At 58.7% G+C, this 26,020-nt stretch carries 30 protein-coding genes; 11 read left to right on the forward strand and 19 right to left on the reverse strand.

Translation table 11 applies throughout. The features are described from left to right. Positions 1–75: 75 nt before the first annotated feature. The gene (locus J5276_RS10455; protein WP_003511949.1) at positions 76–2,424 is read right to left on the reverse strand and encodes a methyl-accepting chemotaxis protein; all 2,349 of its coding nucleotides are present in this window, start codon (positions 2,422–2,424) and stop codon (positions 76–78) included. Between the two features lie 260 nt (positions 2,425–2,684). Further along, a complete protein-coding gene (locus J5276_RS10460) occupies positions 2,685–3,566 on the reverse strand; it encodes a branched-chain amino acid aminotransferase (RefSeq protein WP_111783242.1) in 882 nt (293 codons plus the stop codon). A 393-nt stretch (positions 3,567–3,959) separates the two neighbouring features. On the opposite strand from J5276_RS10460, the gene tam reads away from it, so the two are divergent. Next, a complete protein-coding gene (gene tam, locus J5276_RS10465; protein WP_003511945.1) occupies positions 3,960–4,730 on the forward strand; it encodes a trans-aconitate 2-methyltransferase in 771 nt (256 codons plus the stop codon). 108 nt (positions 4,731–4,838) lie between these two features. On the opposite strand, the gene J5276_RS10470 is transcribed toward tam, so the two are convergent. Together J5276_RS10470 and J5276_RS10475 are read right to left on the reverse strand one after the other, a co-directional pair. Continuing rightward, positions 4,839–5,207 carry a VOC family protein gene (locus tag J5276_RS10470; RefSeq protein ID WP_019564132.1) on the reverse strand — a complete coding sequence of 123 codons (369 nt, stop codon included), beginning with the start codon at positions 5,205–5,207 and terminating at the stop codon, positions 4,839–4,841. A 49-nt stretch (positions 5,208–5,256) separates the two neighbouring features. After that, positions 5,257–5,967: a YafY family protein gene (locus tag J5276_RS10475; RefSeq protein ID WP_112155235.1), complete on the reverse strand. Its 711-nt coding sequence runs from the start codon at positions 5,965–5,967 to the stop codon at positions 5,257–5,259. A gap of 186 nt (positions 5,968–6,153) precedes the next feature. Here J5276_RS10475 and J5276_RS10480 point away from each other — a divergent pair, with 186 nt between their 5' ends. Continuing rightward, complete coding sequence (locus tag J5276_RS10480) at positions 6,154–6,981, forward strand: aldo/keto reductase (RefSeq protein ID WP_013635670.1); 828 nt, start codon at positions 6,154–6,156, stop codon at positions 6,979–6,981. 21 nt (positions 6,982–7,002) lie between these two features. Here J5276_RS10480 and J5276_RS10485 read toward each other — a convergent pair whose 3' ends face one another. From J5276_RS10485 to J5276_RS10495, 3 genes are all read right to left on the reverse strand, one after another. Beyond that, positions 7,003–7,614, reverse strand: a complete 612-nt coding sequence (locus J5276_RS10485) for a LysE family translocator (RefSeq protein ID WP_112155234.1) — start codon at positions 7,612–7,614, stop codon at positions 7,003–7,005. A 125-nt stretch (positions 7,615–7,739) separates the two neighbouring features. Further along, the gene (locus J5276_RS10490) at positions 7,740–8,546 is read right to left on the reverse strand and encodes an AraC family transcriptional regulator (protein WP_112155233.1); all 807 of its coding nucleotides are present in this window, start codon (positions 8,544–8,546) and stop codon (positions 7,740–7,742) included. A gap of 69 nt (positions 8,547–8,615) precedes the next feature. Beyond that, positions 8,616–9,374, reverse strand: a complete 759-nt coding sequence (locus J5276_RS10495) for an SDR family oxidoreductase (protein ID WP_013635667.1) — start codon at positions 9,372–9,374, stop codon at positions 8,616–8,618. 103 nt (positions 9,375–9,477) lie between these two features. On the opposite strand from J5276_RS10495, the gene J5276_RS10500 reads away from it, so the two are divergent. After that, positions 9,478–9,909, forward strand: a complete 432-nt coding sequence (locus J5276_RS10500; protein WP_013635666.1) for a helix-turn-helix domain-containing protein — start codon at positions 9,478–9,480, stop codon at positions 9,907–9,909. Positions 9,910–9,918: 9 nt separating this feature from the next. On the opposite strand, the gene J5276_RS10505 is transcribed toward J5276_RS10500, so the two are convergent. Continuing rightward, positions 9,919–10,311: a hypothetical protein gene (locus J5276_RS10505; RefSeq protein ID WP_003511926.1), complete on the reverse strand. Its 393-nt coding sequence runs from the start codon at positions 10,309–10,311 to the stop codon at positions 9,919–9,921. A gap of 311 nt (positions 10,312–10,622) precedes the next feature. Here J5276_RS10505 and J5276_RS10510 point away from each other — a divergent pair, with 311 nt between their 5' ends. Then, positions 10,623–12,185 (forward strand): helicase HerA-like C-terminal domain-containing protein, encoded by a 1,563-nt coding sequence (locus J5276_RS10510; protein WP_065661258.1) that lies wholly within the window; start codon positions 10,623–10,625, stop codon positions 12,183–12,185. Positions 12,186–12,245: 60 nt separating this feature from the next. Here the strand turns inward: J5276_RS10510 and J5276_RS10515 are convergent, their stop codons facing one another. Both J5276_RS10515 and J5276_RS10520 read right to left on the reverse strand, forming a co-directional pair. Then, a complete protein-coding gene (locus J5276_RS10515; RefSeq protein WP_162632933.1) occupies positions 12,246–12,596 on the reverse strand; it encodes an Atu4866 domain-containing protein in 351 nt (116 codons plus the stop codon). Between the two features lie 14 nt (positions 12,597–12,610). Next, on the reverse strand, positions 12,611–13,333 hold the full coding sequence (locus tag J5276_RS10520) for an SDR family oxidoreductase (RefSeq protein WP_112155231.1): 723 nt from the start codon (positions 13,331–13,333) through the stop codon (positions 12,611–12,613). A 122-nt stretch (positions 13,334–13,455) separates the two neighbouring features. Here J5276_RS10520 and J5276_RS10525 point away from each other — a divergent pair, with 122 nt between their 5' ends. Continuing rightward, on the forward strand, positions 13,456–14,352 hold the full coding sequence (locus J5276_RS10525; protein WP_003511921.1) for a LysR family transcriptional regulator: 897 nt from the start codon (positions 13,456–13,458) through the stop codon (positions 14,350–14,352). A gap of 46 nt (positions 14,353–14,398) precedes the next feature. Here the strand turns inward: J5276_RS10525 and J5276_RS10530 are convergent, their stop codons facing one another. From J5276_RS10530 to J5276_RS10540, 3 genes are all read right to left on the reverse strand, one after another. Next, positions 14,399–15,181, reverse strand: a complete 783-nt coding sequence (locus tag J5276_RS10530; protein WP_112155230.1) for a VOC family protein — start codon at positions 15,179–15,181, stop codon at positions 14,399–14,401. 100 nt (positions 15,182–15,281) lie between these two features. After that, positions 15,282–15,770 (reverse strand): DUF1579 domain-containing protein, encoded by a 489-nt coding sequence (locus tag J5276_RS10535; RefSeq protein ID WP_003511919.1) that lies wholly within the window; start codon positions 15,768–15,770, stop codon positions 15,282–15,284. 26 nt (positions 15,771–15,796) lie between these two features. Beyond that, a complete protein-coding gene (locus J5276_RS10540; RefSeq protein WP_025592728.1) occupies positions 15,797–16,525 on the reverse strand; it encodes a thioredoxin family protein in 729 nt (242 codons plus the stop codon). Between the two features lie 149 nt (positions 16,526–16,674). Between J5276_RS10540 and J5276_RS10545 the strand changes: the two genes are divergently transcribed. From J5276_RS10545 to J5276_RS10560, 4 genes are all read left to right on the forward strand, one after another. Continuing rightward, the gene (locus J5276_RS10545) at positions 16,675–17,121 is read left to right on the forward strand and encodes a MarR family winged helix-turn-helix transcriptional regulator (protein ID WP_013635660.1); all 447 of its coding nucleotides are present in this window, start codon (positions 16,675–16,677) and stop codon (positions 17,119–17,121) included. 100 nt (positions 17,122–17,221) lie between these two features. Continuing rightward, positions 17,222–17,644 carry a YciI family protein gene (locus tag J5276_RS10550; RefSeq protein WP_038490203.1) on the forward strand — a complete coding sequence of 141 codons (423 nt, stop codon included), beginning with the start codon at positions 17,222–17,224 and terminating at the stop codon, positions 17,642–17,644. Positions 17,645–17,669: 25 nt separating this feature from the next. Continuing rightward, complete coding sequence (locus J5276_RS10555; protein ID WP_112155229.1) at positions 17,670–17,858, forward strand: hypothetical protein; 189 nt, start codon at positions 17,670–17,672, stop codon at positions 17,856–17,858. Between the two features lie 159 nt (positions 17,859–18,017). Beyond that, complete coding sequence (locus J5276_RS10560; protein WP_112155228.1) at positions 18,018–19,532, forward strand: ABC-F family ATP-binding cassette domain-containing protein; 1,515 nt, start codon at positions 18,018–18,020, stop codon at positions 19,530–19,532. Positions 19,533–19,575: 43 nt separating this feature from the next. On the opposite strand, the gene J5276_RS10565 is transcribed toward J5276_RS10560, so the two are convergent. The 3 genes from J5276_RS10565 to J5276_RS10575 form a co-directional block, all read right to left on the reverse strand. Next, positions 19,576–20,337, reverse strand: coding sequence for an RES family NAD+ phosphorylase (locus J5276_RS10565; RefSeq protein WP_026330607.1), 762 nt, complete (start codon positions 20,335–20,337; stop codon positions 19,576–19,578). Beyond that, positions 20,297–20,680: an MbcA/ParS/Xre antitoxin family protein gene (locus tag J5276_RS10570; RefSeq protein WP_003511907.1), complete on the reverse strand. Its 384-nt coding sequence runs from the start codon at positions 20,678–20,680 to the stop codon at positions 20,297–20,299. Before J5276_RS10570 ends, J5276_RS10565 begins: the two co-directional genes overlap by 41 nt. A gap of 96 nt (positions 20,681–20,776) precedes the next feature. Continuing rightward, positions 20,777–21,199 (reverse strand): organic hydroperoxide resistance protein, encoded by a 423-nt coding sequence (locus J5276_RS10575; protein WP_003511906.1) that lies wholly within the window; start codon positions 21,197–21,199, stop codon positions 20,777–20,779. A gap of 193 nt (positions 21,200–21,392) precedes the next feature. On the opposite strand from J5276_RS10575, the gene J5276_RS10580 reads away from it, so the two are divergent. Further along, positions 21,393–21,851 (forward strand): MarR family winged helix-turn-helix transcriptional regulator, encoded by a 459-nt coding sequence (locus tag J5276_RS10580; protein WP_065702690.1) that lies wholly within the window; start codon positions 21,393–21,395, stop codon positions 21,849–21,851. 78 nt (positions 21,852–21,929) lie between these two features. Next, complete coding sequence (locus J5276_RS10585) at positions 21,930–22,796, forward strand: hypothetical protein (RefSeq protein ID WP_111828802.1); 867 nt, start codon at positions 21,930–21,932, stop codon at positions 22,794–22,796. A gap of 46 nt (positions 22,797–22,842) precedes the next feature. Here J5276_RS10585 and J5276_RS10590 read toward each other — a convergent pair whose 3' ends face one another. From J5276_RS10590 to J5276_RS10600, 3 genes are all read right to left on the reverse strand, one after another. Beyond that, positions 22,843–23,871, reverse strand: coding sequence for a calcium-binding protein (locus tag J5276_RS10590; RefSeq protein WP_209159378.1), 1,029 nt, complete (start codon positions 23,869–23,871; stop codon positions 22,843–22,845). A gap of 266 nt (positions 23,872–24,137) precedes the next feature. After that, positions 24,138–24,863: a L,D-transpeptidase gene (locus J5276_RS10595; RefSeq protein WP_013635657.1), complete on the reverse strand. Its 726-nt coding sequence runs from the start codon at positions 24,861–24,863 to the stop codon at positions 24,138–24,140. Positions 24,864–25,022: 159 nt separating this feature from the next. Continuing rightward, a complete protein-coding gene (locus J5276_RS10600) occupies positions 25,023–25,931 on the reverse strand; it encodes a L,D-transpeptidase (protein ID WP_019564146.1) in 909 nt (302 codons plus the stop codon). Between the last annotated feature and the right edge of the window lie 89 nt (positions 25,932–26,020).

A 26,020-nucleotide genomic window follows, 5' to 3' on the forward strand; every position in this document is an offset into this window, starting at 1 on the left:
CTGCGCCGTGAGAAGAGTCGTGCGCGATCAGAGACTTGACCGCGCTGGACCCCGGAGCCAAAGGCAATCTCGTCCTCAGAACTCGGTCCAGTCATCACCCTTCACGGCCAGCGCGGCATTGCCACGCGAAGCAGTGACCGGGCGGGATCTGGACGGCTGGGAGACAGGTGCACGTGCGGGGCTTGCCTCTCGCATGTGCCTTGCCGTCTCGCGCAATGCGGAAGTCTGCTGACCGAGCTGGAATTGCGCCAACAAAGCCTGGAGGTTGGCACATTCCTGCGCAAGACCAGCACCGGCCGCATTCATTTCCTCAACCATCGCGGCGTTCTGCTGCGTAGCCTGATCCATGTGGTTGACGGCGGTGTTGACCTCGGAGAGACCGGCGGACTGTTCCTGCGCCGCGGTGGCGATGGCGTCCATATGCGTGTTGACGGACAGTACGAGCTGCTCGATCTCGGAAAGCCCGACGCCAGTATCGGCGACAAGCTTCACGCCTTCACCCACCGCAACGGCTGACGTGTTGATGAGCTGCTTGATTTCCTTGGCGGCCTTGGCGGAACGCTGGGCCAGTTCGCGCACTTCCTGTGCAACGACTGCAAAACCCTTGCCCGCATCGCCCGCCCGCGCCGCCTCGACGCCCGCATTCAGCGCCAGAAGGTTGGTCTGGAAGGCGATTTCGTCAATAACACCGATGATCTGGCCGATCTGGCGCGAGGAATGCTCGATGCGTTCCATGGCGGAAACGGCATCGCGCACCACCTTGCCGGAAAGATCGGCCTTTGCCCTTGCCTCACGCACCGTGTCACGCGCATCGCCTGCCCGCTTGGAGGTGGCCGAAACATTGGCGGTGATCTCTTCCAGCGCGGCAGCGGTCTCTTCCAGAGAGGCAGCCTGCTGCTCCGTGCGGCGGGAAAGATCGTCGGATGCCGACGAAACCTCGTGAGCGCCGCCATTTACCGTCTGCACGGACTGGCCGACACTTGTCAGCGCTTCGCGCAGTTGAACGACGGAGCTGTTGAAATCGTGCCGCAGCGCCTCGAATTGCGGTGCGAACGGCGTGGCGATCTCGCAGACCATATCGCCGGAAGCGAGACGGCGAAGACCGCCCGCCAGCGAACCCGTGGCCTGATTGAGCCGTTCTTCGGCCTCGGCCTCGGCGCGCTGCTGCAACTCGATACGGTCCCGCTCGGCCCGCTCGCGGTTGGCCAGGGCTTCGGATTCCAGCTGCCTGTTGCGGATTGCCGCCTCGCGGAAGATTTCCACCGCGCGGGCCATCTCGCCGATCTCGTCGCCGCGTTTTGCGCCGGCGACATCGATCGAAAGATTGCCGCCCGAAAGCTCCATCATCGCGTTGGTCAGGCGGCTGATCGGGCGGGTGACGCGGCCGACGATGACGGCAAGCGAGAGGATACAGAGCGCCAGTGTCGCGATGAAGACGACGAGATAGATCATCGCATCGATGAAGGCGTCCTGTTTGGCCTGTGCGGCATTTGCGTCCAGAACATCCATGGCGGCAGAAGCGATTTTCGCAATTGTGCCGAGGTTTTCGGTGACGGTGGTGCGCCAGCTGTCCATGGTGAAGGCAGGCGTGCGACCATTCATGAGATCGTCGATGAGCTTGGCGCGCTGCGTGCTGAAATCGCCCTTGAAGTAAGTCTTGTCCGCCGTGGCGTAGATATCCTTGAGCGATTGCGGCGTCGATTCATGCGTAACCAGATCGCCGGTCGCTTTCCAGGCGAAAGCCGCACCCGCATCGAATGCGCCGAGCTGCTGCATCTCCTGCGCCGTCAGTGGACGGTTCTGGGCAACGGCAGCGTTGAGAATGACGGTGGCGCTGCCGCCAAGGGCACGGGCAGACCAGCCGTAAGAGCGCAACTGGATCAAACCGGTCTGACCCTGATCGAGAGAGCGAACAGTGCCTTCAAGCGCCGTCGAGCCCGCCTCGAGCGAGGCGAGGAAATCGCCGCCGAGCGCCATTACCGTCTTGTCGAGCCCGCCTTCGCGCCGGTCGAGCGGCAGCGAAACGTTGGCGTCAACCTTCTTTCGCAATTCGACGAACTGCGCGTAGACATCTTTAACGCGCTTCAGCGGTGCCTGAAGCTGCGTGTCTTCAAGCGACGAAGACTGCGTGAGGAATGCCGTCATGGCAGCATCCACCTTCTGGCGTGCGGCCTGCACGCTGGCGACGCTGCCCGTCGATTTCGACGGATCGAGCGTCAGTGCCGTGGCGCTGTCGCCGCGTTCACTGCGGAAATTCAAAAGAGCGTTGAAAAGAAGCTTGTCGAGCGAGACGAGTTGCGCAACCTCTGAAAAGGTGCCGGCGCGATTGGCCGACCGCCACAACTCGTTTCCGACCAAACCGGCCAGCGCGAGGCTGATGGTAAGAAAAAATCCTACAAGTACATTACGAATGCTGAAAGACATCTGGCGGCCCTCGTTAGCCGGAAGGGAAGATGCTGCAAACTACGTGTGGTTTGTCTAAAATTGGATTAAATTCCCCTCAGTTTTCGCGGGAAAATACTGCACTGCAAAAACAAAAGGCCACGGCAAGCCGAACGCCTGCCATGGCCCTGATCGAAATACGTGTCAGCTTTGCCCACCAGACAGAAAATCACATTCGATTTTCGTCCGTAACGATGCGCAGATTAAAGAGAGTCAGAGCGTCCGGCAGGACGCACGGCGCTCTAGACGTCTGCGCCGAGACGTGCCCAATCCATGTAAAGATCGAGCGCCTTGCGGGCGACCGGACCTGCCTGCAATGCGCGGTCATCCAGTTTCACAACAGGGGAAACCTTGGAATAATTGCCCGAGCAGAAGATTTCATCCGCCCCGCGGAAATCCTCGACCGACAGGGTCGCTTCGCGCACTTCGAAACCGGCCTGGCGCAGAAGGCTCATCACCCGCGAACGGGTGATGCCCGCAAGGAAGGTGCGGTTCGGAACCGGGGTGAAGACGACGCCGTCCTTGACCATGAAGACGTTGGACGATGCCGATTCAGCGACATTGCCGTTCATGTCGCACATCAGGGCGTTGTCGAAACCGCGTGCACGGGCTTCCAGAATGGCGCGGCCGCTATTGGGGTAAAGGCTACCGGCCTTGGCATCCGTCATCGCGGTTTCCGGTGAAGGACGGCGCAGCGGCGAGACGGTGAGTGTCAGCGATGCGCCGGCATTCATCGGCGCTTCGAAAAGGCACAGCGCAAAACGGGTGGAATTGGCATCGGGCGCGACGACGCTGCCCGGCGAACCGTGTTCTGCCCAATACATCGGCTTGATGTAGATTTCGGTCTTGCCGTCGAATTTATTGACGCCTTCCAGCGCCAATGCCTCGATCTCTTCCGCCGTCATGGTCGGCTTCATGCCCATGTTGATGGCCGAGCGGTTGACGCGCTGGCAATGCAGATCGAGATCGGGAGCCACGCCATCGAACCAGCGCGCGCCGTCAAACACCGTGGAGGCCAGCCACATGGCATGCGAGGTCGGGCCGATGAGCGGCGGATTGCCGGGCAGCCATTGACCATCAACATAGGTCCAGGTGGTTGATCGGGGTGCGGTATCGACGGTCATGACTGTCTCCTGTCTTGAGCATCTCCGCCTTTCTGCAAAAAGCGAAAGAGCTCCATCTTTTTCGTCCTGCCACATTGCCGCACGCAAAACCGCTCCGCACTTTTGCTGGCAATGCTCTGAAATCGGCGGGAGTGAATGCCTCTGACCGGGTGAGGTCAAGTTTTAATTGCCGCCATGTCTTATTTTGATGGAAAATAACAAATGCATGCCCTGACAAAGACGTTTTGTGAGGCGAAACAAAAGGTTGATGAATAGATCCATCACAATAATTCATGCGTTGGATGATGGCGGGGGGATTTCGCCCATGCGATGCTGGCAGTCTGACGGCGCTTGCAACGCCCCTTACCATTCTTGTTCGCCGATCCGAATGCAACACGTCAGCAGGAGAAAATCATGGCATGGTCCGCCCAGCAATATCTGAAATTTGAAGACGAGCGGACACGCCCGGCAAGGGATCTTCTGGCGCAGGTGCCGCTGGAGCGCGTGCTGAACGGTTACGATCTGGGCTGCGGCCCGGGCAATTCCACCGAGCTTTTGACCGATCGTTACGGCGTCAACGTCATCACCGGCATCGACAGCGACGACGACATGCTGGAAAAGGCGGCGGACCGGCTGCCCAACACCCGTTTCGGCAAGGCCGATCTCGGCAACTGGCGGCCCAGCCAGAAGGCGGACCTGCTTTATGCCAATGCGGTGTTCCAATGGGTGCCGGATCATCTTGCCGTTCTTTCGCAGCTGATGGACCAGCTGGAAAGCGGCGGCGTTCTTGCCGTGCAGATGCCTGACAATCTGCAGGAGCCGACACATCGCGCCATGGAGGAAACGGGAGCAGACGGCCCCTGGAAGGACAAGTTTGCGGATGGCAGATTACGCCGCAAACCCCTGCCCGCGCCATCAGCCTATTTCGATGCGCTGACACCGAAATCCGCGCGGGTGGATGTGTGGCACACCATCTACAACCACCCCATGAAGGATGCGGAAAGCATTGTGGAATGGGTGAAGGGCACGGGTCTGCGCCCCTATCTTGCCGCCGCCGGGGAGGAACACCGCGAGGCCTTCCTCAACGACTATACCAGGCGCATCGCAGCCGCCTATCCGCCCATGGCAGACGGCCGGCTGCTGTTGCGTTTTCCGCGCCTGTTCGTGGTGGCGGTGAAGAAGTAGCGTAGTTTTCGCCTCCCCTCATTCCTGTGCCTGTCACAGGGATGAGGGGAGCTTAGAGTACGACATGGCTACGGCACTATTTAGCCAATCGGCCTCAACGCATTATCTCTAACCCGCGAAGGCGTAGACCCTTAGACGATGGCCGTCGGGGTCGGCCGCAGTGAATGTGTAGCCGAAGTCCATCGTGCCGGGCTGCTGCAAAATGGCGATGCCCTTTGTCTTCCAGTCGGCGAAGGCTTCATCCACCTGCGCATCACTTTCGACGCGGAAGGCAAGCTCGCCGCCACCGCCCGTTAACGATGCCTTCGGCTCCACCGTATGCCTCGACCAGAGGCCGAGCTTCATGCCGTTTTGGAGCACGAAAAGGGAGAATGTCGGAGAGGCTTCGACCGGCTCTGCGCCGAGCAGGGCTTTATAAAATTCCGTGCTGGCCGGCGGGTTGTCGACGTAGAGAATGGTGAAATCGGGGTGGGTCATGGCTGTTCTCCTTGAGTTGCGGATGAACAGGTTCTAGACCCCCGTGCTGTCAGTTTTTGTCAGCATGATTTTGTTGCCGTCGCTTTTTTTCCCGCTCGCGCCAGTCCTTCAGCAGGGAATGGCGGCGGCGGGGATAACGCTTGTCCAGAGGGTTGAAGCTCTCGATGCGGTCGGCCCGGAAACTGCGGAAATCCTGCCTCGTCTCGCACCATGCCAGCACCACCCGCACCAGATCGAAAAAAGCGAGCGCGAAGGGCCAGATCACCCGCTCCGTCAATTCTCCCTTCTCGTCGCGATAGGTCATCACGACCTTACTTTCCTTGCGAATAATATCGCGAATGGCGGCGAGATCGACGTGGATGGTGGCCATGGCCTGCCCGGGGCCGACAAGCAGGGTGGAATTATCGAGTTCCTCACGCAGGGCATCGGGCAAAACGGCGGCGATCTTGACGAGTGCGGCGCGGGCGGCCTGCGCCAACCCCTCATCGGCGCGGCCCGCGACCCATCGCGACCCGAGCACAAGCGCCTCGATCTCCTGCTGCGAAAACATCAGCGGCGGCAGCAAAAAACCGGGACGCAGCACATAACCCACACCCGCCTCGCCCTCGATGTCAGCACCCTGCGCCTGAAGCGTTGCTATATCGCGGTAAAGCGTGCGCAGGCTGACGCCGGTTTGCGCGGCCAGCGCCATACCGCTGACCGGCATGCGGTGGGCGCGCAGGATTTGCAACAGATCAAGAAGCCGTTGTGAGCGCGACACGCGTGGTTCCTCCACATTCCGATCATGCCATCTACGACGTTTCGCCATCGACTGGTAGCCTCGCGCACAGCGCCTCGCAATGGCGAGACGCTTGAAACCAATGGCGCGGACACCAGTTAATAAAAGACCGCTTCCCCATCCGGCAGTCCTTGCCGGCCATGTTTGCAATAAACAGGAGAGACATGCATGTATGACGTCAACGCGAATGGCGCGAACATTCCCGCCCTCGGTTTCGGCACCTTCCGCATTCCGGAAGAGGATATCAGGCGCATTTTGCCGGAGGCGCTGAAACTCGGTTTCCGCCATGTCGATACGGCCCAGATCTACAAGAATGAAGGTGCGGTTGGCGAAGTGATCGCAAAGTCCGGCATTTCCCGGCACGATATTTTCCTGACCACCAAGGTCTGGGTGGACCGCTACCGCCACGCTGATTTTCTCGCCTCCGTCGATGAAAGCCTGCAAAAGCTGAAGACGGATTATGTCGATCTCCTGCTGCTGCACTGGCCGAAAAGCGATGTGCCGCTGGCGGAAAGGATCGGCGCGCTGAACGACGTGCGCAAGGCCGGAAAGGTGCGCAATATAGGCATTTCCAACTTCAACGTGGCGCTGACGGAAGAGGCGGTCAAACTCTCCGACACGCCGCTTGCCACCAACCAGATCGAATACCATCCCTATCTGGACCAGACGAAGGTGATTGCGGCCGCGCGCAAACACGGGCTTTCGGTCACTGCCTATTATCTGATGGCGGATGGCAAGGTGCCTGATGATTCGGTTCTGAAGGATATTGGTGCAAGGCACGGCAAGACGGCCGCACAGGTGGCGCTGCGCTGGGCGGTGCAGCAGCCGGATGTCGTGGCGCTTTCCAAGACCGCAACCGAAAGCCGCCTCAAGGAGAATTTCGACATTTTCGATTTTGCGCTCTCGGAAGAGGAAATGCAGGCGATCCACGCGCTTGCCAAACCCGATGGCCGCATCGTCAACCCCGGTCACCTCGCGCCCGACTGGGACGATTGACTGCGTGAACCCGGTCCGGTCTCACCGCTGCGTCAACGCCAGTTTCGCCCCGAGCGCCACAAACGCGGCGGCGAAACTGCGTCTCAGCCAGGTGAGCACGGCCGGGCGTGCCACAACCTGCCGCCTGACCGAGGCGGCAAAACAGCCGTAAAGCGCAAAGACCAGAAACGTCATGGCCATGAAGATCAGCCCGAGATTGACCATGCGCCACGTCGGAGAAACCTCCTCCGGCGCGATGAATTGCGGCAGGAAAGCAAAAAAGAAGATCGACAGTTTCGGGTTCAGGAGATTGATGAGGATAGCCTCGCCGATGACCCGCCCTGCCTTGCGGTGCTCCTGCTTGTCGTCGATCTTCAGCGCCCCATCTTCCCGAAGCGTGTTCCACGCCATGTAGAGCAGGTAGGCGACACCCAGATATTTGATCACGCCGAAGGCAAGGGCGCTCGCGTGCAGAATGGCGGCAAGTCCGGTGATGGCGGCCAGCAGATGCGGCACGATGCCGAGCGTGCAGCCGAAAGCCGCGACGACGCTCGCCTTCGACCCTTGGGACAGGCCGGCGGCCAGCGTGTAAACCACACCCGTTCCGGGAGAAGCGGCAATGATCAGGGATGTGACGAGGAATTCGGGCGTCATGGATTCTGCAAGTCCCGTTGAATGGAGAACAGGAGCGTGACTGTGTCCGACGCGGGGGTCTTGGATGAAATTGCAGCGTTGAGGCTTGGAGGCTCGCGTCTGTAGCCCTATTACCCCAACCTGCCCTACGAAACGGCTGCCCTATACGCCGCAGGCGTCACCCCGAACTGCCGTACGAAAAACCTGTTCAAATGGCTCTGGTCGGAGAAACCGGCGAAAAACGCCACCTCGGCGGGCGGTGCGCCTTTGGCCAGTGCACCCCGTGCCAGATGCAGGCGTCGCTGCAAAAGGTAGCTGTGCGGCGTCAGCCCCGTGGTCTTGCTGAAGGATCGCAGGAAGCGGAACTGGCTCATGCCGGCCTCCTGCGCCAGATCGGTTAGGCGCAATGGCCGGGCAGGATCGTCATCGATCCTGCTTTTCGCCCGTCTTATGCTATCGGGCGCTGCCGTCTGGCGTGGTGTTGCCACTGTTTCCATTGCACCCACGAGCAGCATAAGGAGGGTCTCGTCGCAGCGAAGGGTCTTACCCGGGCGATCAGTTGCCGTCACGGCTGAAAAAAGCGCGCGGAACCGGTCCGCCAGAGGCCTTGTATCGACGGGATAGGCAAATTCGAAAAAGCCGTGATCCTTTTCGATGATATCGGCAATGGCGGCCTGCACGATATCGATGTCGAGATAGATCATCCGCCAGGCGCGCCCGCCCTCTCCCAGCGGAATGCCGTCATGAACCTCACCCGGATTGACGGTGATGACATGGCCGGCTTCAGCCTCCACCATGCCGCGCCCGCTCAGCGATTTCTGCGCGCCGCGCTCCACAAGGCCGATGCCGAACTGATCGTGCATGTGACGTGGAAAAGAGCGGTCGCTATCCGCAACCACGGCAGCAATACCGGGCATGGCGGTTTTCGGCATGAGGAATTGACGGCTGCCCATAAAAAGCTGGCGCTCCCTTTAAAGAGCGCCACGCTATCACAGGCGATGCGTCCGAGACAGGGCCGAGTCTTACGGATGCATGCCGTTGACCATCGAAAACACCTGATCGAAATTGCCGTTCTGCGCGGCGAAACGCAGCGGCTTGCAGCGTTCCACAACCACTTCCTTCTCATCCGGGCGACCGCCAAGAATGTCCATCACTTCCGAAATGAAGGCCTCGAGCGGCATGGCTCTTTCGTCGCTTGCCTGGCCTTCCCCCATCAGCGTCGTCTGCACATAGGGCGGCACGATTTCGATGACCTCAACTGAGGTTTCTTTCAGCTGTTCGCGAAGTGCGACCGAGTAGGCATGGATGGCCGATTTGGTGGCGCTGTAGGTTGGGGTGACTACCATGGGCACGAAGGCCAAGCCGGAGGATACCGTCAGCACTGTCGCTTCAGGCTGCTTGAGGAAATGCGGCAGCAGCGCCGCCGTCAGGCGGATGGGCGCCAGAAGGTTGGTGGCGATGGTTTCCTCTGCCGTGTCCAGATAGTCCGGGGCCGAGGCGATGTCCTCCGGCCGCATGATGCCGGCATTGTTGATGACGGCGTTGAGCGTCGGATGTGTCTTGATGAGATTGTCGGCGAAAGAGCGGATGCCTTCGGCGTCGGTCGCGTCCATGACCATCGCGGCCATGCCGGGATTGGCGGCCGTTACCTCATCCAGCACATTCTGACGGCGGCCGGAAATGACGACCTTGTTTCCCAGCCGGTGAAACGCTTCCGCCAGCGCCCGGCCGATGCCGGAGCCGCCACCGGTGATGAGAATGGTGTTGCCTGTCGTTTTCATCGAAAAATCCTTTGCCTGTTGGATGACGGGAAATTAGCGGCTATACTCTCTATTCGTAAGTAGGCACCCAAAAGAATTATACTTACCCAAAGGAGAGTGTTAGATGAAACGGTATGCCGCCGATCCCATGATCGAGAACAGGCGCAAGTCTCCGCCGCCCACGGAAACCGATCCGGTCATCGAGGCGCTGGTCGAGGATATCATCGCGAAAGTGGCGGACAAATGGACGATGCTGATCCTTGAGGTGCTGGAAGAGCATGGCACGCTTCGCTTTACGCAGATCGGCAGGCTGGTCGGCACCATCAGCCAGAAGATGCTGACGAAAACGCTGAGGCAGATGGAAAGCGACGGACTGGTGCGCCGCACCGTGCACCCCGTCATTCCACCGCATGTGGATTATGGCCTCACGTCTCTCGGAGAGACCCTTGGCAGCGCCTTTTGCGGCGTTTGGATATGGGCGGAAACCCACCATGCGGAAATAGAAGAGGCGCGGCGCCGGTTCAATGAACAGCCGCCGCGCCCCGCTATCGAATAAAATGTCGCCTTACGCGAACTGGCTGAGGCCCGGAACCGAAGCGATCACCTGATCGACAGTCTCATCGCCCGCGTGCTGGCGAGCAACGGCGATGGTTTCCTTGGCGAGCGTGGTGATTTCGCTCATGCCGATGCCCTGGCTCATCAATTGCTGGCCGAGACCCATGATGCCGCCGCCGCCGATCGCGCTCATCAATCCGCCCAGCAGACCGCCGCCACCAGCGCCCTCGCCATTATACTGTGCCACGAGATCGCTGGCACCCGGAATGGCTTCGATCATGCGGGCGATCGGACCATCTGCCGCCTCGCGCTGGAGAAAACCCAGAATCATGCCAACAGCCTTTTCGGCCAGCGCAGGGTCTATGCCCGCCTTTGCGGCGATCTGGTCAACGACTTCGTTCATTCTTGCCTCCTGTTGAAAAACGACGCCAACACCGAATAACTGACGTTAACGTCAACGTAAAACAATCTCATGCCGCATTCAAGCGGGCGGCAGGCGGGTGCGACAACTTTCATGAAGCGGTTTTTCTTCATCGCCATCAAGCAGTTGTTGCGCCTTGAAACTGTCCTTATAAGATCATCACAACCATACTATGAAAAGGCCGCTTTGGCAGTAGCGGCTAGAGGGTGCCGTAAAAGTTCAATTCGGACATGACCATCTTCAAATCGATCGCGATTTAAGGGGCATGCATCAGTCGCAGGAGAAAATGGTCGATGTTGCAGGACGGACAGATCTATATCGGGACCAGCCGCAATCCGGACGACAGCCTGAACAAGGGTGAATATCTGGAGCTGAAATTCGGCAACCGCCACGGCCTGATCACCGGCGCAACGGGCACGGGCAAGACCGTGACCCTGCAGGTTCTTGCCGAAGGTTTCTCGCAAGCCGGCGTTCCCGTTTTCTGCGCCGATATCAAGGGCGACCTTTCCGGCATCGCCGCCCAGGGCGAAGCCAAGGACTGGGTGCAGAAACGTGCCGAACAGATCGGTTTCACGGATTTTTCCTACGGCAAATCGCCGGTGATCTTCTGGGATCTCTACGGTGAAAAAGGCCATCGCGTGCGCGCCACCATTGCCGAAATGGGCCCGCTGCTGCTGGCGCGACTGATGGATGCTTCGGAAGCCCAGGAAGGCGTGCTCAACATTGCCTTCAAGATCGCCGATCAGGGCGGGTTGCCGCTGCTCGATCTCAAAGACCTGCAATCGCTGCTGAACTACATGGGCGAGAATGCAAGTGCGCTGTCCAGCCAGTTCGGCCTGATTTCCAAGACCTCTGTCGGTTCGCTGCAACGCGGGCTGCTGGTTCTCGAACAGCAGGGTGCCGCAAACTTCTTCGGCGAGCCGGCGCTGAATATTGCCGACATCATGCGCGTCGGCACGGACGGGCGTGGCACGGTTTCCGTTCTCGCCGCCGACAAGCTGATGATGAACCCGCGCCTTTACGCCACCTTCCTGTTGTGGATGCTCTCCGAACTCTTCGAGGAACTGCCGGAAGTGGGCGACCCGGAGAAGCCGCGTCTGGTGTTCTTTTTCGATGAGGCGCATCTGCTGTTCAACGACGCGCCAAGGGTGCTCGTCGAGCGCGTGGAGCAGGTGGTGCGGCTTATCCGCTCCAAGGGTGTGGGCGTCTACTTCGTGACGCAGAACCCGCTGGACGTGCCGGAAACCGTTCTTGCGCAGCTGGGCAACCGCGTGCAGCATGCGCTTCGCGCCTATACGCCGCGCGAGCAGAAGGCTGTGCGCACCGCAGCCGATACGTTCCGCCAGAACCCCGCCTTCGACACAGCCGACATCATCACCACGCTCGGTACGGGCGAGGCTCTGATTTCGACCCTGCATGACAAGGGCGCGCCCTCCATCGTCGAGCGCACCCTTGTGCGGCCGCCCTCGGGCCGCGTCGGGCCGCTCACCGATGCCGAGCGCAAATTGCTGATGGATACCGGCCCGCTTGCCGGTCAATACGACAGGGATGTGGACCGGGAATCGGCCTTTGAAATCCTCAACGCACGCGCCCAGAAGGCTGCGGAAGCCGAAGCCGCCAAGCGCGCGGAAGAGGAAAATGCCTCCAGCCAGTCCGACAGTGCCTCGGGACGCTGGCGCCTGCCCGGTTTCGGCGACGAGGAACCCACAAAGGCCTCCACCACCGGCGCCCGCAAGACGAGCGGTTATCAGCGCGAAACCGTGATCGAGGCGGCAATGAAAAGTGCCGCCCGCTCGGTTGCCACATCTGTGGGCCGCGCCATCGTGCGCGGCATACTGGGAAGCCTGAAGCGTTAAAACAGATAAGCCGCCCGGCCTCGATCAGCCGGGCGGATTTTTTCCTGTTAGCGTGCCGGTTCACGGCTCACGATAGAAAATCATGCCGCCGTGGTAGAGCACATCGTCGATGAACTCGCCATCGGCGGTAAAGCCGGTATCATCCCAATAGTCGATATGGTTGCCCCTCACCTCGTAACGCCCCTGATAGGCGCTTTTGCGTTGGCCGCGCGCCTCGTCGTAGCGGCCATCAGGCAAAAGCTCCTGACGGATATGGCCGTCGCCGGTGACCCACATGCCGATATAGGGGTGGCTTTCGGTCTGGGCCATCTTGTCCATATTCCCTTTCAAGGCACGATCCTCCTGATGGTGGCCGGTATCGGCGGCGGCCGTTGCGAGTACAAGGGCAAGCGATGTCGAAACAATCTTCATTGGCCCGATCCTCCCTATGAGGCGGTCGGGCGGACGACGATTTCATTGACGTCCACGTCGTCGGGTTGTTCGATGGCATAGCGGACTGCGCGGCCAATGGCGTCCGGCTTCAATGCTATGGCTCGGTAGCTTTGCATCAGCTCCGCAGCGGCCGGATCGGTGATGGTGTCGGCAAGTTCGCTTTCCACCACGCCGGGATGAATGCAGGTGACCCGCAGGTCGCGGTTTTCCTGTCGCAGCCCGTCCGAAATCGCCCGCACCGCAAATTTCGTCGCGCAATAGACGGCAGCGGTGGGCGAAACGGCCAGTGCGCCGATGGAAGCGATGTTGACGATGTGGCCGGATGCGCGGGCGGTCATCTCAGGCAGAACGGCGGCGACGCCATAAAGCACGCCCTTGATGTTGACGTCGATCATGCGGTCCCATTCATCGACCTTGAGGGACGACATCAACGATAGCGGCATGATGCCGGCATTGTTGACGATAACGTCGATCCGTCCGAACGCCTTGCGTCCCGCCTCGGCAAAATCCTCGACACTCTGCCTTTCCGTGACGTTAAGGGGATGCACGACAACCTCAGCGCCCGTTTGGCGCAGTTCGTCGGCCAAAGCCTGCAAACGGTCCATGCGGCGCGCACCCAGAACCAGTTTCGCGCCTGCAGCGGCAAGTTCTCTGGCGATACCCTCACCTATCCCGCTCGACGCACCTGTTATGAGAATAACTTTGTTCAATGTCATGGCTTTCTCCTTGGCTTTACGGCCCGCTTTTTCGAGAGGAGGCCGTTGCAGGAAAGATAAAGCTTTGCCATTGTCGTGATAATTACCTCAATGATAACCTCCATGGATAGATTTACTAACCAATGAATGTTGATCTCAACGCGCTTTCCACCTTCTGCATGGTTGCCGAGGAACGCAATTTTCGGGCTACGGCGGACAGGCTCGGCGTAACACGGTCAGCCGTCAGCCAGACCATCCGCAGGCTTGAAGAAACGATGGGGATAGCGCTCGTTCAGCGCACAACGCGCAGCGTCAGCCTGACGGAAGCGGGGCAACAGCTTTACGCCGATGTTTCGCCATCCATCTCCAACCTCATGCAAGCGACACAGGCCGCCTCTTCCCTGAGTGGAACGCCTCGGGGGCAATTGCGGCTTGCTGTTTCCTCGATAGCGGAGCGCTTCTTGTCCGGGCCATTGCTGGCGCGCTTTGCTGAAATCCATCCGGAAGTGCAACTCGATATTGTCGTGACGGACGAGGAATTCGATATCGTCGCCGAACACTACGATGCCGGCGTGCGTCTGGGGGAGCTGATCGCGCAGGATATGATTGCCGTTCCGGTTTCCGGGCCGCAGCGGCAGCTCGCCGTCTGTTCCCCGCAATATCGAGATCGCGTCACCTTACCGACGCAGCCGCGCGAACTGATCCATCACAAATGTATCGGCTGGCGGCCTCGTCCGGACGTGGCGCCATATCGGTGGGAATTTGCCGAAAACGGCCGGGAATTCGCGGTCGCTGTCCAGCCGGACTTCACCACCAACGACATGCAGTTGATGATAAAGCTGGCCTGTGCCGGCGCCGGCATCACATTCGGCATGGAAGAGACCTTCCGTCCCTACCTGGAGAGCGGCCAACTTGTTTCCATGCTGGAGGACCATTCTCCGACTTTTGCGGGTTTTTATCTCTATTATCCGAATCGACGTCATCTTGCGCCGAAGCTCCGCGCCTTTATCGATCACGTTCGGCTACCGAGAAACCGGTAATCTGCCGGAGCAGCCTCCGGCAGATCGGTATATCAGCCCAGAAGGGTTACTTCTTCTGCGACAGCAGCGAGAAGAAAGCGCCCTGCGGGTCCTGGCAATTGACGATCCAGCTCTCGCCGGGAACCTCCATCGGGCCGTTGACGACCTTGCCGCCACCGGTGCTGACCCGGGTGATGGCGTCATCGATGCCGTCGACGTTGAAATAATAACCCCAATAACAGGTGGGCGCACCCGCCATACATTTCATCATGCCGCCGACGACCTTGCCGTTATGGGCGAAGATGCGATACGGGCCCATTTCTGCGCCCATGTCAAAATCATGGTCCTTGGTCCAGCCGAAGACCTCACCGTAAAAGGCTATGGCGTCGTCGACATTGTTGGTGGCAAGTTCGTACCAGCCGACGTGACCCGGCAGGTTCTGCGTCTCCTGCGGAAAACCGCCGGTTTCCATCGGCAGCGGCGTCATGATGCACAGAACCGCACCGGAAGGATCAGCCACCACGGCGAAACGACCGATCTCCGGGATATCCTGCGGCGGGCGCCTGACCGAACCGCCCTTTTCCGCGAAAAGTTTTGCCGTGGCGTCCACATCGTCAACGCCGACATAACCGGTCCAGTTGGGAGGAATGCCCTGGCTCTTGTGTTCTTCGGTCAGTTCCATGATGCCGCCCATGCCTTTACCATCGGCCTCCAGCACCAGATAGGGCATTTCCGGCGAACCGAAATCCTTGGTCTGCCAGCCGGCGACATGACCATAGAAGCGGGCACCCTGCTCCATGTCAGGCGTCATCAGTTCAACCCATATGAATTTTCCGTGTCTATCGGACATTGAATCTCTCCGGGGTTATGGCGTCATTTTTCTGGCGATCGGCCGCCGCAGGACGCGGCAGCGCATTATTCGGCGCGATCGGGCAAATTCCGGCGGGGCGTCACGCCTTGCGCTGGAACTCCGATGTCATGAAGGTCTTGAAACTGCCATCCGGCTGCCGGACGCTGCCGGAAAAGCTGCGGTTATTGTCGTCGTGCAGCACCAGCACGTCGCGATAGGTATCGATGCGGCCGGAACCGTCAAAGGCCGGTCCTTCCGCTTCGAGTGTCAGGGTCTTGCCGTCGTCTTCCAGCCAGCCCTTGTAGACCCAGAGATTGGTCATCATCGACCCCACCCAGGTGCCGACGAAATGGCCCTTGGCAGGGTCGAAACCCACGGTGATGACAGCCGTCATCTCCGTCCCGTCAGGCATCTTGCCGGTGCCGTGCCCGATGATCCACAGCCCGCCGATGGAGCTGACGGTTTCGGTGAACCGCTGGGCGGGGTCATCGGGATCGTATCCCTCATGCCCGGAACTGGCGGTCATGACCCAGTCGCCGACGATCCTGCCCAGGAACGCGTGTTCCTTCTGCGGCTTGGCATTTTCCATTGTCGTCTCCTCCTCCTCGTCCTATTTCAGTGGCAGCAAGACGCGGCCTTGGGCTCGTCCTCGTACTGGTCGTGCCGGCGCACCCAATCCATTACACCGTCTTCATTACGGCCTTTTGGCACCAGATCGAGCAGCATCAATGTACCGAGCGTCTCTTCCATGCCGCGGGCATAGGCGGAATAGCTATGGTAAATCCTGCCGTCCTCGCCCTTGGCGAAAATGCTGACGCCGTGCAGGTCCTTCAGGTCGCCCATCGGCTCGATCTCACGGTAATTGTAGGTGATCGCCCCGCTCTCGATATCCTCATCACGGAAGGAGGCCTGATAATCATAGTTGAAGTCGCTGCCGTTGGCCGAGACCCAAGGGAATTTCCAGCCCATGCGTTTTTTATAGGCCTCGATCTTTTCGAGCGGTGCGCGCGAGACCGCAACGAAACCCGCATCGCCGTGCTTCAGGTGAACCATCGCACCATCGACATGGTCGGCGAAAAAGGAACAGCCGGTGCAGCCCTCCTCCCAGTCGGGTGCCAGCATGAAGTGGTATACGATGAGCTGGCTGCAATTGCCGAAGAGTTCCTTCAGCGATTTCGGGCCGGACGGCGCGTCGAAAATATAATCTTTCGTCACCTCTTCCCATGGCAATGCGCGGCGCGCCTCGTTCAGCCTGTCGCGCGCGCGGGTCAATTCCTTTTCCTTCACCAGCAGATCGCGGCGGGCCGCAAGCCACTCCTCATTAGAAACGACGGGATGAGACATGATCTTTCCTCCTTGGATCCGTCTTTCACCACGGCACCGCTCCGCCTCCATGGTGGGCGCCGCCTGTGTCTGCATTGAAAGCCAGGAAACCGTCAGCAAGGCTACAGGTTCCGCTTGACTAATTACGTTGATATCAACATATATAGTCCATGTCAAACGCCAGCGTGATTCCTTTTTCGGCAACTCTTTTAGTGCGGGACTCCTGTCTTTGCCTGCATGCGCAACGTGCAGCGCGGGCGCTGGCGCGGCTGTTCGATAACGCATTGAAGCCCGTGGGCATCAACAACGGCCAATTTTCCCTGCTGATGTCGCTCAACCGGCCGGAGCCGCCGCCGATGGGGCCGGTCGCCAATCTTCTGGCGATGGACCGCACGACGCTGACGGCAGCGCTGAAGCCACTGGAGCGGCGTGGGCTGGTCAGTATCGAGCAAGACCCAAAGGACAAGCGCGGCAAGCGGCTGCGGCTGACAGTGGAAGGCATGGCCGTACTCACCGCGGCCTTCCCTATCTGGCAACAGACCCACGCCGAAATCGAGGCCCGCATCGGCAGCGGCGACCCCGACCGGCTGCGCCGCGACCTCATTGATCTCGGCTGACGGGAAAGCGGCGTATTGCCACTTTTACCCGTGAAAATGTCATCTACCCGTCGTGCCGGGCGGCGAAACTAACGAGGAAGACGCAACAAGGGAGGAAACCATGCGTGTTATCGTTTTCGTAAAGGCCACCCGCAGCAGCGAGGATGGCATAATGCCGACCACCGAACTGATGGAAGCCATGGGCAAGTTCAACGAGGAACTGGTCAATGCCGGCATCATGCTTTCCGGTGATGGCCTCCACCCTTCCTCCAAAGGCAAAAGAGTTGTTTTCGATGGTGACAGCCGCAGCGTGATCGACGGCCCCTTCCCGCACACCAACGAGCTGGTTGCCGGCTTCTGGCTCTGGAAGGTGAAGGACATGGATGAGGCCGTGGAGTGGGTGAAGCGTTGCCCCAACCCGATGCTGGAGCGCAGCGAAATCGAAATCCGCCCGATGTTCGAAATGGAGGATTTCGGCGACGCGGTGACACCTGAAATCGCCGAACATGTGGAAAAACTGCGCGAGCGCGTGGCAAAACAGTAAGGGCGCCGCGCTTGAGGGCTGGAGAATGCGGGTCGCCGTATTCTCCGGCACCACCCGCCTCTTCAAAAGCCATTGCCTCGAACCCCTGCCGCTGTTAATTGTTGAACGGTTGAACACGTATCAAGAAAGGAGGCTTCGCATGGATATTTCCTGCTTCTGGCGCAACCGCCAGATCTGCCACCTTTTTGCCCTGCAGACGCGTTTGCAGGGCTGACCGGAACACCAAAACTCTGGTTTGCCCAAAAGGCCGCGCAGAATGCAGCTTGTCTGCCGTTGCGCATGTTTTCACGACGGATCACCTCGAACCGATATCCCGTACTGCATTGTCGCAGACCACGGTTCGTCACAGATCCGTTTTGCCAGAGACAATTTCATGACCCTTATCACGCTTCGAAACCTCGGAATCATTCTGGGAAAGCCGCTTTTTTCCAATCTTGGCCTCACCGTGAATGCCGGAGACCGCATCGGCATCGTCGCCGCGAATGGCCACGGCAAATCCACCCTGCTGAATTGCCTTGCCGGTGAACTGGACGCTACCAGCGGTGATATCACCCGGCTGCGCGGGCTGACGCAGTCCATCGTCCACCAGCACCTGCCCTCCCCGCTTCTGGAAAAGACGATGCGGGACGCCGTGCTTTCCGCCCTGCCGGTGGATGAGATCGACAATGAGAGCTGGCGCGCCGACATTATTTTTGATGCCATGCTGGTGCCGGAACCCTATCGTCATCGCCATTTGAAAGAGCTGAGCGGTGGCTGGCAGCGACTTGCCATGCTGGCGCGGGCGTGGATCACCGAGCCTGACGTTCTCCTGCTCGATGAGCCGACCAACCATCTCGACCTCGAAAAAATCAACGTGCTGGAAAGCTGGCTCGGTCAATTGCCGCGCGACACGGCGGTCGTCATCGTCAGCCATGACCGCGCCTTTCTCGACAATGTCACGAAGACCACGCTGTTCCTGCGGCCGGAAAATTCGGCGCTGTTCCGGCTGCCTTACGGCCATGCGCGTGCGGCACTCGAAGAGGAGGATGCCGCCGATGAGCGGCGTTTCCAGCGCGACATGAAAACCGCGCAGCAATTGCGCCGGCAGGCCGCCAAGCTCAACAATATCGGCATCAATTCGGGCAGCGATCTTCTGACCGTCAAGACCAAGCAATTGCGCCAGCGTGCCGAGAAACTGGAGGAGAATGCGCGCCCAGCACATAGCGAGCGCTCCGCCGGCAAGATCCGGCTCGCCAATCGCGGTACCCATGCCAAGGTTCTGGTCACTCTGGAGGATGTGCCAGTCTCGACGCCGGACGGGACATTGCTGTTTCGCACCGGCCGGCAATTTGTCCACCAGGGCGACCGCATCGTCATTCTCGGCCGCAACGGCGTCGGCAAGACGCGGCTGATCTCGCTTCTGAAAGCGGCGATGATGGATGAAGGCCAAATACAGGACGGCATAAAGGTCACGCCTTCGCTGGTGGCCGGATATGTCGATCAGTCGCTTGCCGAAATCGACGACGACAGCACGCCATTTGCGCTCATGACCCACCGATTCGACATTGGCGACCAGCGCATACACGGCCTGCTTGCGGGTGCCGGTATCGACATGGAAATGCAGAAACGTCGGATCGCAACGCTTTCCGGCGGCCAGAAGGCGCGGCTCGCCATGCTGGCGCTGCGGTTGGCGGAACCGAATTTCTACCTGCTGGACGAGCCCACCAACCATCTTGATATAGATGGGCAGGAAGCGCTTGAGGCGGAAATCATCAACCGTTCGGCCAGTTGCGTCTTCGTCTCGCATGACAGGAGTTTCGTGCGGGCGGTCGGGACACGTTTCTGGCTGATCGACAAGCGCAGGCTGGTGGAAGTCGACGATCCCGAAGCGTTTTTCGCGTCGGCATGAGGCCCCTCAGACGGGCTCAGAGTAAAAACAAGCGAAACGCCCGTCAGCCCAGCAGGCTGGCGAGGCGTGGATCACCGGAAAAATCCGCGACCGCAAACCCTGTTCTGCGCATCGGAAATTCGCACAGTGCCTGCACCCCGGTCTTCGACAGGCGGATGCGCCAGCTCATCCGTTCCACCGGCATTTTTTCGGCAAAGGCTTTCGGCGACAGCACCGCGATATTGAGGCCACCTGCGGGATCGCGCACCGAGCGGTAGAGGATCGCCTCGATCTTCGCCAGACGCGCCTGCTCGGCCAACGCCTGGCATGGCTCGTAATTCTGCAGGTCGGTCCACAGCGCCTCGTCCCGGTTCAATTCCGGTTGCGTCAGGTCCAGCGCCGCATCGGTGGCGATACGGGCGGCAAAGGCGGAATAGTCGGCGGGATTGGCAGGCAGCGGTGTGCCGGGAGATTCCGCATAAAACAGCAGTCGGTAGAATGCCATTTCGGCAAGCGCGGTTTCCACCTTGGCTGCGGCGTAATAAACGCCTTCGGTAAAGCCAGCCCGGCGGAAACGCGAGCCATGTGGATAGGCCGCACCATACCGGAAGGGCGTGGCAAGAAGATAATCGAGCCCGGCGCATTCCGGCGGAAATGGCCGCTTGCTCGCCTCCAGAATATCTTCCAGCAGCGATTGCTCCTCCACCGTATCAACCAGCTTCATGGTGGAAACCTGATGCTGCGCTTCCACCAGCCGCCAGTATTTTCCCGATGCGGCGCGCTTTTCAGACAGGAGCGCGTCGGGCGTCCAGATAGGAGAGGACATCGATCAATCCGGTAATGGTGGTGAGCCTCTCGGCAGGCACGGCGTTGAGCGCCGTATTGTGATTGCGCAGCCAGTTTTTGGCTACCGCCTCGTCGCCGCCGGCGATTGCATCCAGCGAACGGAAAACCCGGATCAGCAGCACCGCAAGCTCGAAAGACTTGGCGCCCGGCTCCAGCAGGAAATCGAGCCGCTTCATGCGCGACACCGTCGGGGCGGAAACACCGAGAATATCCGCGGTGCGGGCCGCGTTAAGGCCCAGCCGCTCGGCAGCGGTCATAACGGCCTTGGTGACGACCCTGCCCTGCGAAGCAGGATCCATGGCGGTCTTGGCGTGAATATTCATGGCATATATCCTTTCCCTAGAAAGAATATAGCACTTTTCTTTCCATAAACAAGAAGGCCGGGGATTAACCCGGCCTTGCTGCTGGAACTTGCTGGATCAGGCCACAGAGACCGGCACTTCCGTAGAGGTGCGCATGGCGTGGCTGTAAGGGCACACGATGTGGGCGGCGGCTACCAGTTCTTCTGCCTTTTCGCGCTCAAGACCGGGAATGTTGACCTTCAGCGACACTTCGATGCCGAAGCCGGTGCCGTCTTCGCGCGGACCGATGCCAACGGTTGCCGTCACAGTCGTGTCTTCAGGAATCTTTACCTTCTGCTTGCCGGCGACAGCCTTCAAGGCGCCGAGGAAGCAGGCGGAATAACCGGCTGCGAAAAGCTGCTCCGGATTGGTGCCGCGGGCGCCATCGCCGCCGAGTTCCTTCGGAACGGTCAGCGTTACGTCGAGCACGCCGTCTTCCGACTTGGCGTTGCCGGCGCGGCCACCGGTGGCGGATGCTTTGGTCGTGTAGAGAATAGGCATGGCATTTACTCCCGTTGGGTTGGTGTTGGGTTTCTTATAATGCGCAATTCAATTGTGCGCAATATAATTTTGCACATTGAATAAAAAATTGTTTTTTGCGATAATTTCACGAAATTTCGCCGCGCATCCATGTGGCAGGAACCGAAAGGCAGGGCTGATTGTTCCCTTCCCGGTTGATTTTTGGAGCAGAACAATGGGCGCACAGAGCGACGACACCAATTTGGAAAGCCTGCTGAGGCTGGACCAGCAGATATGCTTTGCCCTTTACGGCGCGGCGCACGCTTTCACCCGCGCCTATAAGCCGCTGCTGGACCCGATCGGCCTGACCTATCCGCAATATCTGGTCATGATGGCCCTGTGGGAAAAGGAAACCTCCACCGTGAAGGCACTCGGTGAAATGCTGGGCCTCGATTCGGGCACGCTTTCGCCGTTGCTGAAAAGGCTGGAACATGCCGGGCTGATCACCCGCAAACGCGGAACTGTTGACGAGCGGCAGGTGCTGGTGGCCGTAACGCCCAAGGGCGCCGATCTCAAAAAGGAGGGCGTGAAGATCATGGCGGCAATCGGCGACGCCACGGGCTGCGGGCTGGAGGAACTGGTGCAGCTGCGCGACCAGGTGAATGCGCTTAAAGATGGGCTTGCGAGGAGTTAACCCCTGAAAAACCAGGGGTCATAAAGCATCTGTTAACCACTTCCCGATAAAGTTGCATTTATATTTTATGCAGCTAAAATGACTTATGGCTGCGTTCCAGCCCCAGAAGCCGATGAAGGCATTTTGCGGCAGATTTCAAAAGGCATGGCGATGGCTTTTATCTCTGCAAATTCAACGGCGCTGACCATTCTCAATCAAACTTTTTCAGTGACAAAAATATCGGACAAAGATGCCGCAAGCTCGATACTCGCGATGGTATCCGGAGGCCAGCAAAGAACTTCGCAGGCCATTGAGACGATTTCGACGCTCGCTTCGCAGGCTACCAAAGCAAAGCTGGAAACCGTCGCAAAAAAAGAAACCGTCTCCGCCGCCATTCCGCAGGCGACGATGAGCGCCATGAACGCCGCCGCCACGAATATGATGTCGTCCTATTACGTCAATCCGATTGAGCGCACCGCGGAAAATGCGGAGTTCATCGTAACGAACCTGATCATCCAAGCATCAAGAGCCAGTCCACGCTATGATCCCGAAATCATAGTACCGCCGCGTGAAGAATATAATGCTCAGTATGCTGAATGGGGTGCAAAACGCATCGCGAATGGCGAAGATGAAACTGTTGTTAAAAAGCAGGTCGAGCATTTCACCAGTGATCGCGCCTATGAGGCTCGCGTCGAATTGGCAGCACTCAGAAAAGCAAACAATGGCTATTACTGCGCAGTATCACGCCAAGATATGTATTATAGCGAAAGAGCTTTGAAGGAATTTTTCGGTTCCGCTATGGCTCTTAAACTTGGAGAAAACGGCCAAGTATCCGTGACACCAGGCGTTATATACTATGATAATGGACGGAAAATGATTGAATACAACGAAAACGGTGAGTTGGAAATATTTGATTCAAATGGAAATGTCACAAAGAAATATAAAAAGTCAGAGCTTCAATCCTAATAAATTTAATAAGGCTCCGCCGCTTGTCCCGGCGGAGCCGTTCGCATCATGCATACACGCCAAACTCAAACATAGAACTATTTAAAGAGGCTGATGACACCCCGTTCAAAATAACTTCAACATCGCCCACAGTTATACTTGCGTACCCGGTTGAATTATCGATGATCGTTAAATCGCTGAATTCATCGGCAATGGCGTTATGAAAACGTAGCTTATCAACGCCGATTTGAAAGTCTTCAACCAAACTCGAAGCGCCAATTGTTACGAACTGGAAAGTATCCGCGCCCGCGTCACCCCAGAGAATGTCCCTACCGGAACCGCCATCAAGCAGATCATCGTTATCTCCACCATGTAGCTCATCATTTCCCGCACCGCCGCGCAACTGGTCATTTCCGGTTCCGCCAAAAAGCTTATCGGCGCCGTCTCCACCGCTAAGCTGGTCGCTTCCGGGTCCGCCGTAAAGAGTGTCATCGCCAGCGTCGCCGGACAGATTGTCGTTACCACCCTGACCATCAAGATAGTCATTTCCGGCGCCACCGAACAACCAGTCATTGCCAGCGGCATTCAATTGCGCCGGCCAGGGATTTACCGCGGTCGTATCACCGTACAACGTGTCGTCTCCGGCGTTGCCAAAGAGCAGATCGTCACCGCCGTCGCCTTCGACCCTTTCCCCAAGCTGACTACCGACGAATATATTGCTGTTCTCGCGGCCATAGATCGTCACGCCGGGCGACATGTATGTGACGCTCGAAAAATCTGCCATTCCAGCGAAATAGACTGGTTTTACCGGCCAGGAGGTGGCGCTGTTAAACTCGATACGTTCCACGCTGTCCAAGCCATTGTGGTCGATCATCACGGCAGTCCAGGAGTAATAATACTTGGGAGCGACGTAAATCGTGTCTACACCCGCGCCGCCATAAAATTTTTCCCATCCGTTTCGAACACCACCCAGAGTGCCGGTCTCGCTGCCGCCCAGCTGAAATACGTCGTTTCTCGCCACACCATAGCGATCACCGTAAAAGATTTCGTAGGGGCTAGTACCGACCTGCCAAATATTTGAGAGATAAAGAGTCATGCCATTCACTCCTCGATTAACGACAGAGATATTAGAATGATTGCAATGCAGGAAATTCATTTCGAAAATAATTATGAATACCCAAACCCATTATAGTATAAAATCAACAAAAGTCACGGAATTTCTAAATATACTACAGAATTGATTATTAACATTAAAAATAATGTCGATATATTAGAAATAAATAATGGCCACAACATGCTTCATGTTGCAGCCATTATTCGCCAGTTAATTTAGCGGATGCCTATCAGAGCTTCCAGTCAGACCTACTGCCAAACAACCACACGTGCCTTCTGCGGCACGCGGTCATAGAGGTCGATGACGTCCTGGTTCATCAGGCGTACGCAGCCGGAAGAGACGGCCTTGCCGATGGAGTTCCATTCCGGCGATCCATGGAGGCGGTAAAGCGTGTCCTTGCCGTTCTGGAAGATATAGAGCGCGCGGGCACCGAGCGGGTTTTTCAGGCCCGGTGGCATGCCGCCGTTCTTGGAAGAATATTTGACCAGTTCCGGCTGGCGGGCGACCATTTCGTCCGGCGGGGTCCATTTCGGCCATTTCTGGCGCCACTGGATGACGCCTTCGCCGGACCAGGCGAAACCATCACGGCCGATGCCGACGCCGTAACGCATGGCGCTGCCGCCCTGCTCCACGACATAGAGGAAACGCGAGCGCGTATCCACGACGACGGTGCCGGGGCGTTCGCCGGTCGGATCGACGACGCGCTGACGATAATAACGCCGGTCGATCTTCTGGTAGGGAACCGCGGGAATGACGTAACCGCCATCCTCGACCGAACCGTACATGACGGCCAGTTCCGCATCGCTAACGCCCGACGAGAACATCTGGCGGAAATCGCTGCCGATGCTGCTCGCCTGCTGGCGAATGGCTTCACCCGTGCCGGAAGAAGCGCAGCCCGCCAGCAACGAAGCGGAGGAAATACCCAGAAGGGAAAGGAAAGTGCGTCTGGAAAGATCTGTGTCGGTGCTTGTCATAAGGCCGGATTGTCCCACATTTCGAACGGCTATATCGCCGTTGTACATCGTTTGTTCCACGTACACAGGCGTATTGCGAAAATAGTTAACCGACCGCTAAAAGCCAGTCAGAAGGCGCTGGGGGAACCCCACGATGCAGCGCTTTCTTTTAGAAAGTGGTCAGATAACCACAATCTGTGCGCCCTTCGGTACGCGCTCGTAGAGGTCGATCACATCCTGATTGAGCATGCGCACGCAGCCGGACGAAGTTGCCTTGCCGACGGACTGCCAGTCGGGCGTTCCGTGCACGCGGTAAAGCGTGTCCTTGCCGTCCTTGAAAATATAAAGGGCACGCGCGCCGAGCGGGTTGTTGAGACCCGGCGTCATGCCGCCATTGGCGGCGGAAATGGAGGTGAGTTCCGGCTGGCGCCTGACCATTTCGTCGGGCGGCGTCCAGCGCGGCCATTTCGCCTTCCACTGGATCTTGCCGCGACCCGACCAGGCGTAACCGTCGCGCCCGAGGCCAACGCCATACCGGATAGCCTTGCCGCCCGGCTGCACCAGATAGAGAAAATGCTGCTTCGTATCCACGACGATTGTACCCGGCGCTTCCGCTGTCTGGTAGCTCACCTCCTGCCGGAGATAACGCGGATCGATGCGACCATAGGGAATGGCCGGCAGGGACCGGTCGTCATCGCGAATCGGGCCATACATGACCCGGTGCAGCGGATTGGAGACTGGAAGGCCATAGGCCATCGCCTGACCTTGCGCCTGCGGCACATTCAATCCCTGCACCTGCGGCGCGCTCAGGCCCTGCCCGCGCACCGGCGGACCGTATTCCTGATGGAAGCGGGTTCTGAACAGATCCGGCGGGCGCGTGGAAAGCTGACCCGGCTGTGGTGGCAGTTCCGGCTGGCGATTGGAGCTTACGGAATTGAAATTGAACACCGGCGCCGTTTCCTGAACGAAGACGTCCGGGTTCATCCGGCTCGTATCCGTCACGAAAAGGCAGCCGCTCAGGAAAGGCAGCAGCGCAATAACCGCCAGCGAGGCCGCCCGGCGGCAGTTTTTCAATAGGAGTGCTGTCATCTGAACCGCTTCATGGAACCAAGTTTGAAGGCATGATGCATTGCGCGGCTGGCGCGAGGCTGGTGTGTGCCTTTCAAAAAAAATCGGAA

This window comes from Agrobacterium sp. S7/73, from assembly GCF_019355535.1.
GTDB lineage: Bacteria > Pseudomonadota > Alphaproteobacteria > Rhizobiales > Rhizobiaceae > Agrobacterium > Agrobacterium tumefaciens.

Bases quoted from the DNA above. Each gene is read 5' to 3' on its own strand.
- J5276_RS10520 (WP_112155231.1), bottom strand. From the start codon at position 13,333: ATGACATTGAACAAAGTTATTCTCATAACAGGTGCGTCGAGCGGGATA.
- J5276_RS10555 (WP_112155229.1), top strand. From the start codon at position 17,670: ATGCGGGTCGCCGTATTCTCCGGCACCACCCGCCTCTTCAAAAGCCAT.
- J5276_RS10540 (WP_025592728.1), bottom strand. From the start codon at position 16,525: ATGTCTCATCCCGTCGTTTCTAATGAGGAGTGGCTTGCGGCCCGCCGC.
- J5276_RS10600 (WP_019564146.1), bottom strand. From the start codon at position 25,931: ATGACAGCACTCCTATTGAAAAACTGCCGCCGGGCGGCCTCGCTGGCG.
- J5276_RS10585 (WP_111828802.1), top strand. From the start codon at position 21,930: ATGACTTATGGCTGCGTTCCAGCCCCAGAAGCCGATGAAGGCATTTTG.
- J5276_RS10535 (WP_003511919.1), bottom strand. From the start codon at position 15,770: ATGGAAAATGCCAAGCCGCAGAAGGAACACGCGTTCCTGGGCAGGATC.
- J5276_RS10500 (WP_013635666.1), top strand. From the start codon at position 9,478: ATGAAACGGTATGCCGCCGATCCCATGATCGAGAACAGGCGCAAGTCT.
- J5276_RS10580 (WP_065702690.1), top strand. From the start codon at position 21,393: ATGGGCGCACAGAGCGACGACACCAATTTGGAAAGCCTGCTGAGGCTG.
- J5276_RS10455 (WP_003511949.1), bottom strand. From the start codon at position 2,424: ATGTCTTTCAGCATTCGTAATGTACTTGTAGGATTTTTTCTTACCATC.
- J5276_RS10575 (WP_003511906.1), bottom strand. From the start codon at position 21,199: ATGCCTATTCTCTACACGACCAAAGCATCCGCCACCGGTGGCCGCGCC.
- J5276_RS10495 (WP_013635667.1), bottom strand. From the start codon at position 9,374: ATGAAAACGACAGGCAACACCATTCTCATCACCGGTGGCGGCTCCGGC.
- J5276_RS10515 (WP_162632933.1), bottom strand. From the start codon at position 12,596: ATGAAGATTGTTTCGACATCGCTTGCCCTTGTACTCGCAACGGCCGCC.
- J5276_RS10545 (WP_013635660.1), top strand. From the start codon at position 16,675: ATGTCAAACGCCAGCGTGATTCCTTTTTCGGCAACTCTTTTAGTGCGG.
- J5276_RS10525 (WP_003511921.1), top strand. From the start codon at position 13,456: ATGAATGTTGATCTCAACGCGCTTTCCACCTTCTGCATGGTTGCCGAG.
- J5276_RS10595 (WP_013635657.1), bottom strand. From the start codon at position 24,863: ATGACAAGCACCGACACAGATCTTTCCAGACGCACTTTCCTTTCCCTT.
- J5276_RS10480 (WP_013635670.1), top strand. From the start codon at position 6,154: ATGTATGACGTCAACGCGAATGGCGCGAACATTCCCGCCCTCGGTTTC.
- tam (WP_003511945.1), top strand. From the start codon at position 3,960: ATGGCATGGTCCGCCCAGCAATATCTGAAATTTGAAGACGAGCGGACA.
- J5276_RS10505 (WP_003511926.1), bottom strand. From the start codon at position 10,311: ATGAACGAAGTCGTTGACCAGATCGCCGCAAAGGCGGGCATAGACCCT.
- J5276_RS10550 (WP_038490203.1), top strand. From the start codon at position 17,222: ATGCGTGTTATCGTTTTCGTAAAGGCCACCCGCAGCAGCGAGGATGGC.
- J5276_RS10560 (WP_112155228.1), top strand. From the start codon at position 18,018: ATGACCCTTATCACGCTTCGAAACCTCGGAATCATTCTGGGAAAGCCG.
- J5276_RS10570 (WP_003511907.1), bottom strand. From the start codon at position 20,680: ATGAATATTCACGCCAAGACCGCCATGGATCCTGCTTCGCAGGGCAGG.
- J5276_RS10460 (WP_111783242.1), bottom strand. From the start codon at position 3,566: ATGACCGTCGATACCGCACCCCGATCAACCACCTGGACCTATGTTGAT.
- J5276_RS10470 (WP_019564132.1), bottom strand. From the start codon at position 5,207: ATGACCCACCCCGATTTCACCATTCTCTACGTCGACAACCCGCCGGCC.
- J5276_RS10565 (WP_026330607.1), bottom strand. From the start codon at position 20,337: ATGTCCTCTCCTATCTGGACGCCCGACGCGCTCCTGTCTGAAAAGCGC.
- J5276_RS10485 (WP_112155234.1), bottom strand. From the start codon at position 7,614: ATGACGCCCGAATTCCTCGTCACATCCCTGATCATTGCCGCTTCTCCC.
- J5276_RS10590 (WP_209159378.1), bottom strand. From the start codon at position 23,871: ATGACTCTTTATCTCTCAAATATTTGGCAGGTCGGTACTAGCCCCTAC.
- J5276_RS10530 (WP_112155230.1), bottom strand. From the start codon at position 15,181: ATGTCCGATAGACACGGAAAATTCATATGGGTTGAACTGATGACGCCT.
- J5276_RS10510 (WP_065661258.1), top strand. From the start codon at position 10,623: ATGTTGCAGGACGGACAGATCTATATCGGGACCAGCCGCAATCCGGAC.
- J5276_RS10490 (WP_112155233.1), bottom strand. From the start codon at position 8,546: ATGGGCAGCCGTCAATTCCTCATGCCGAAAACCGCCATGCCCGGTATT.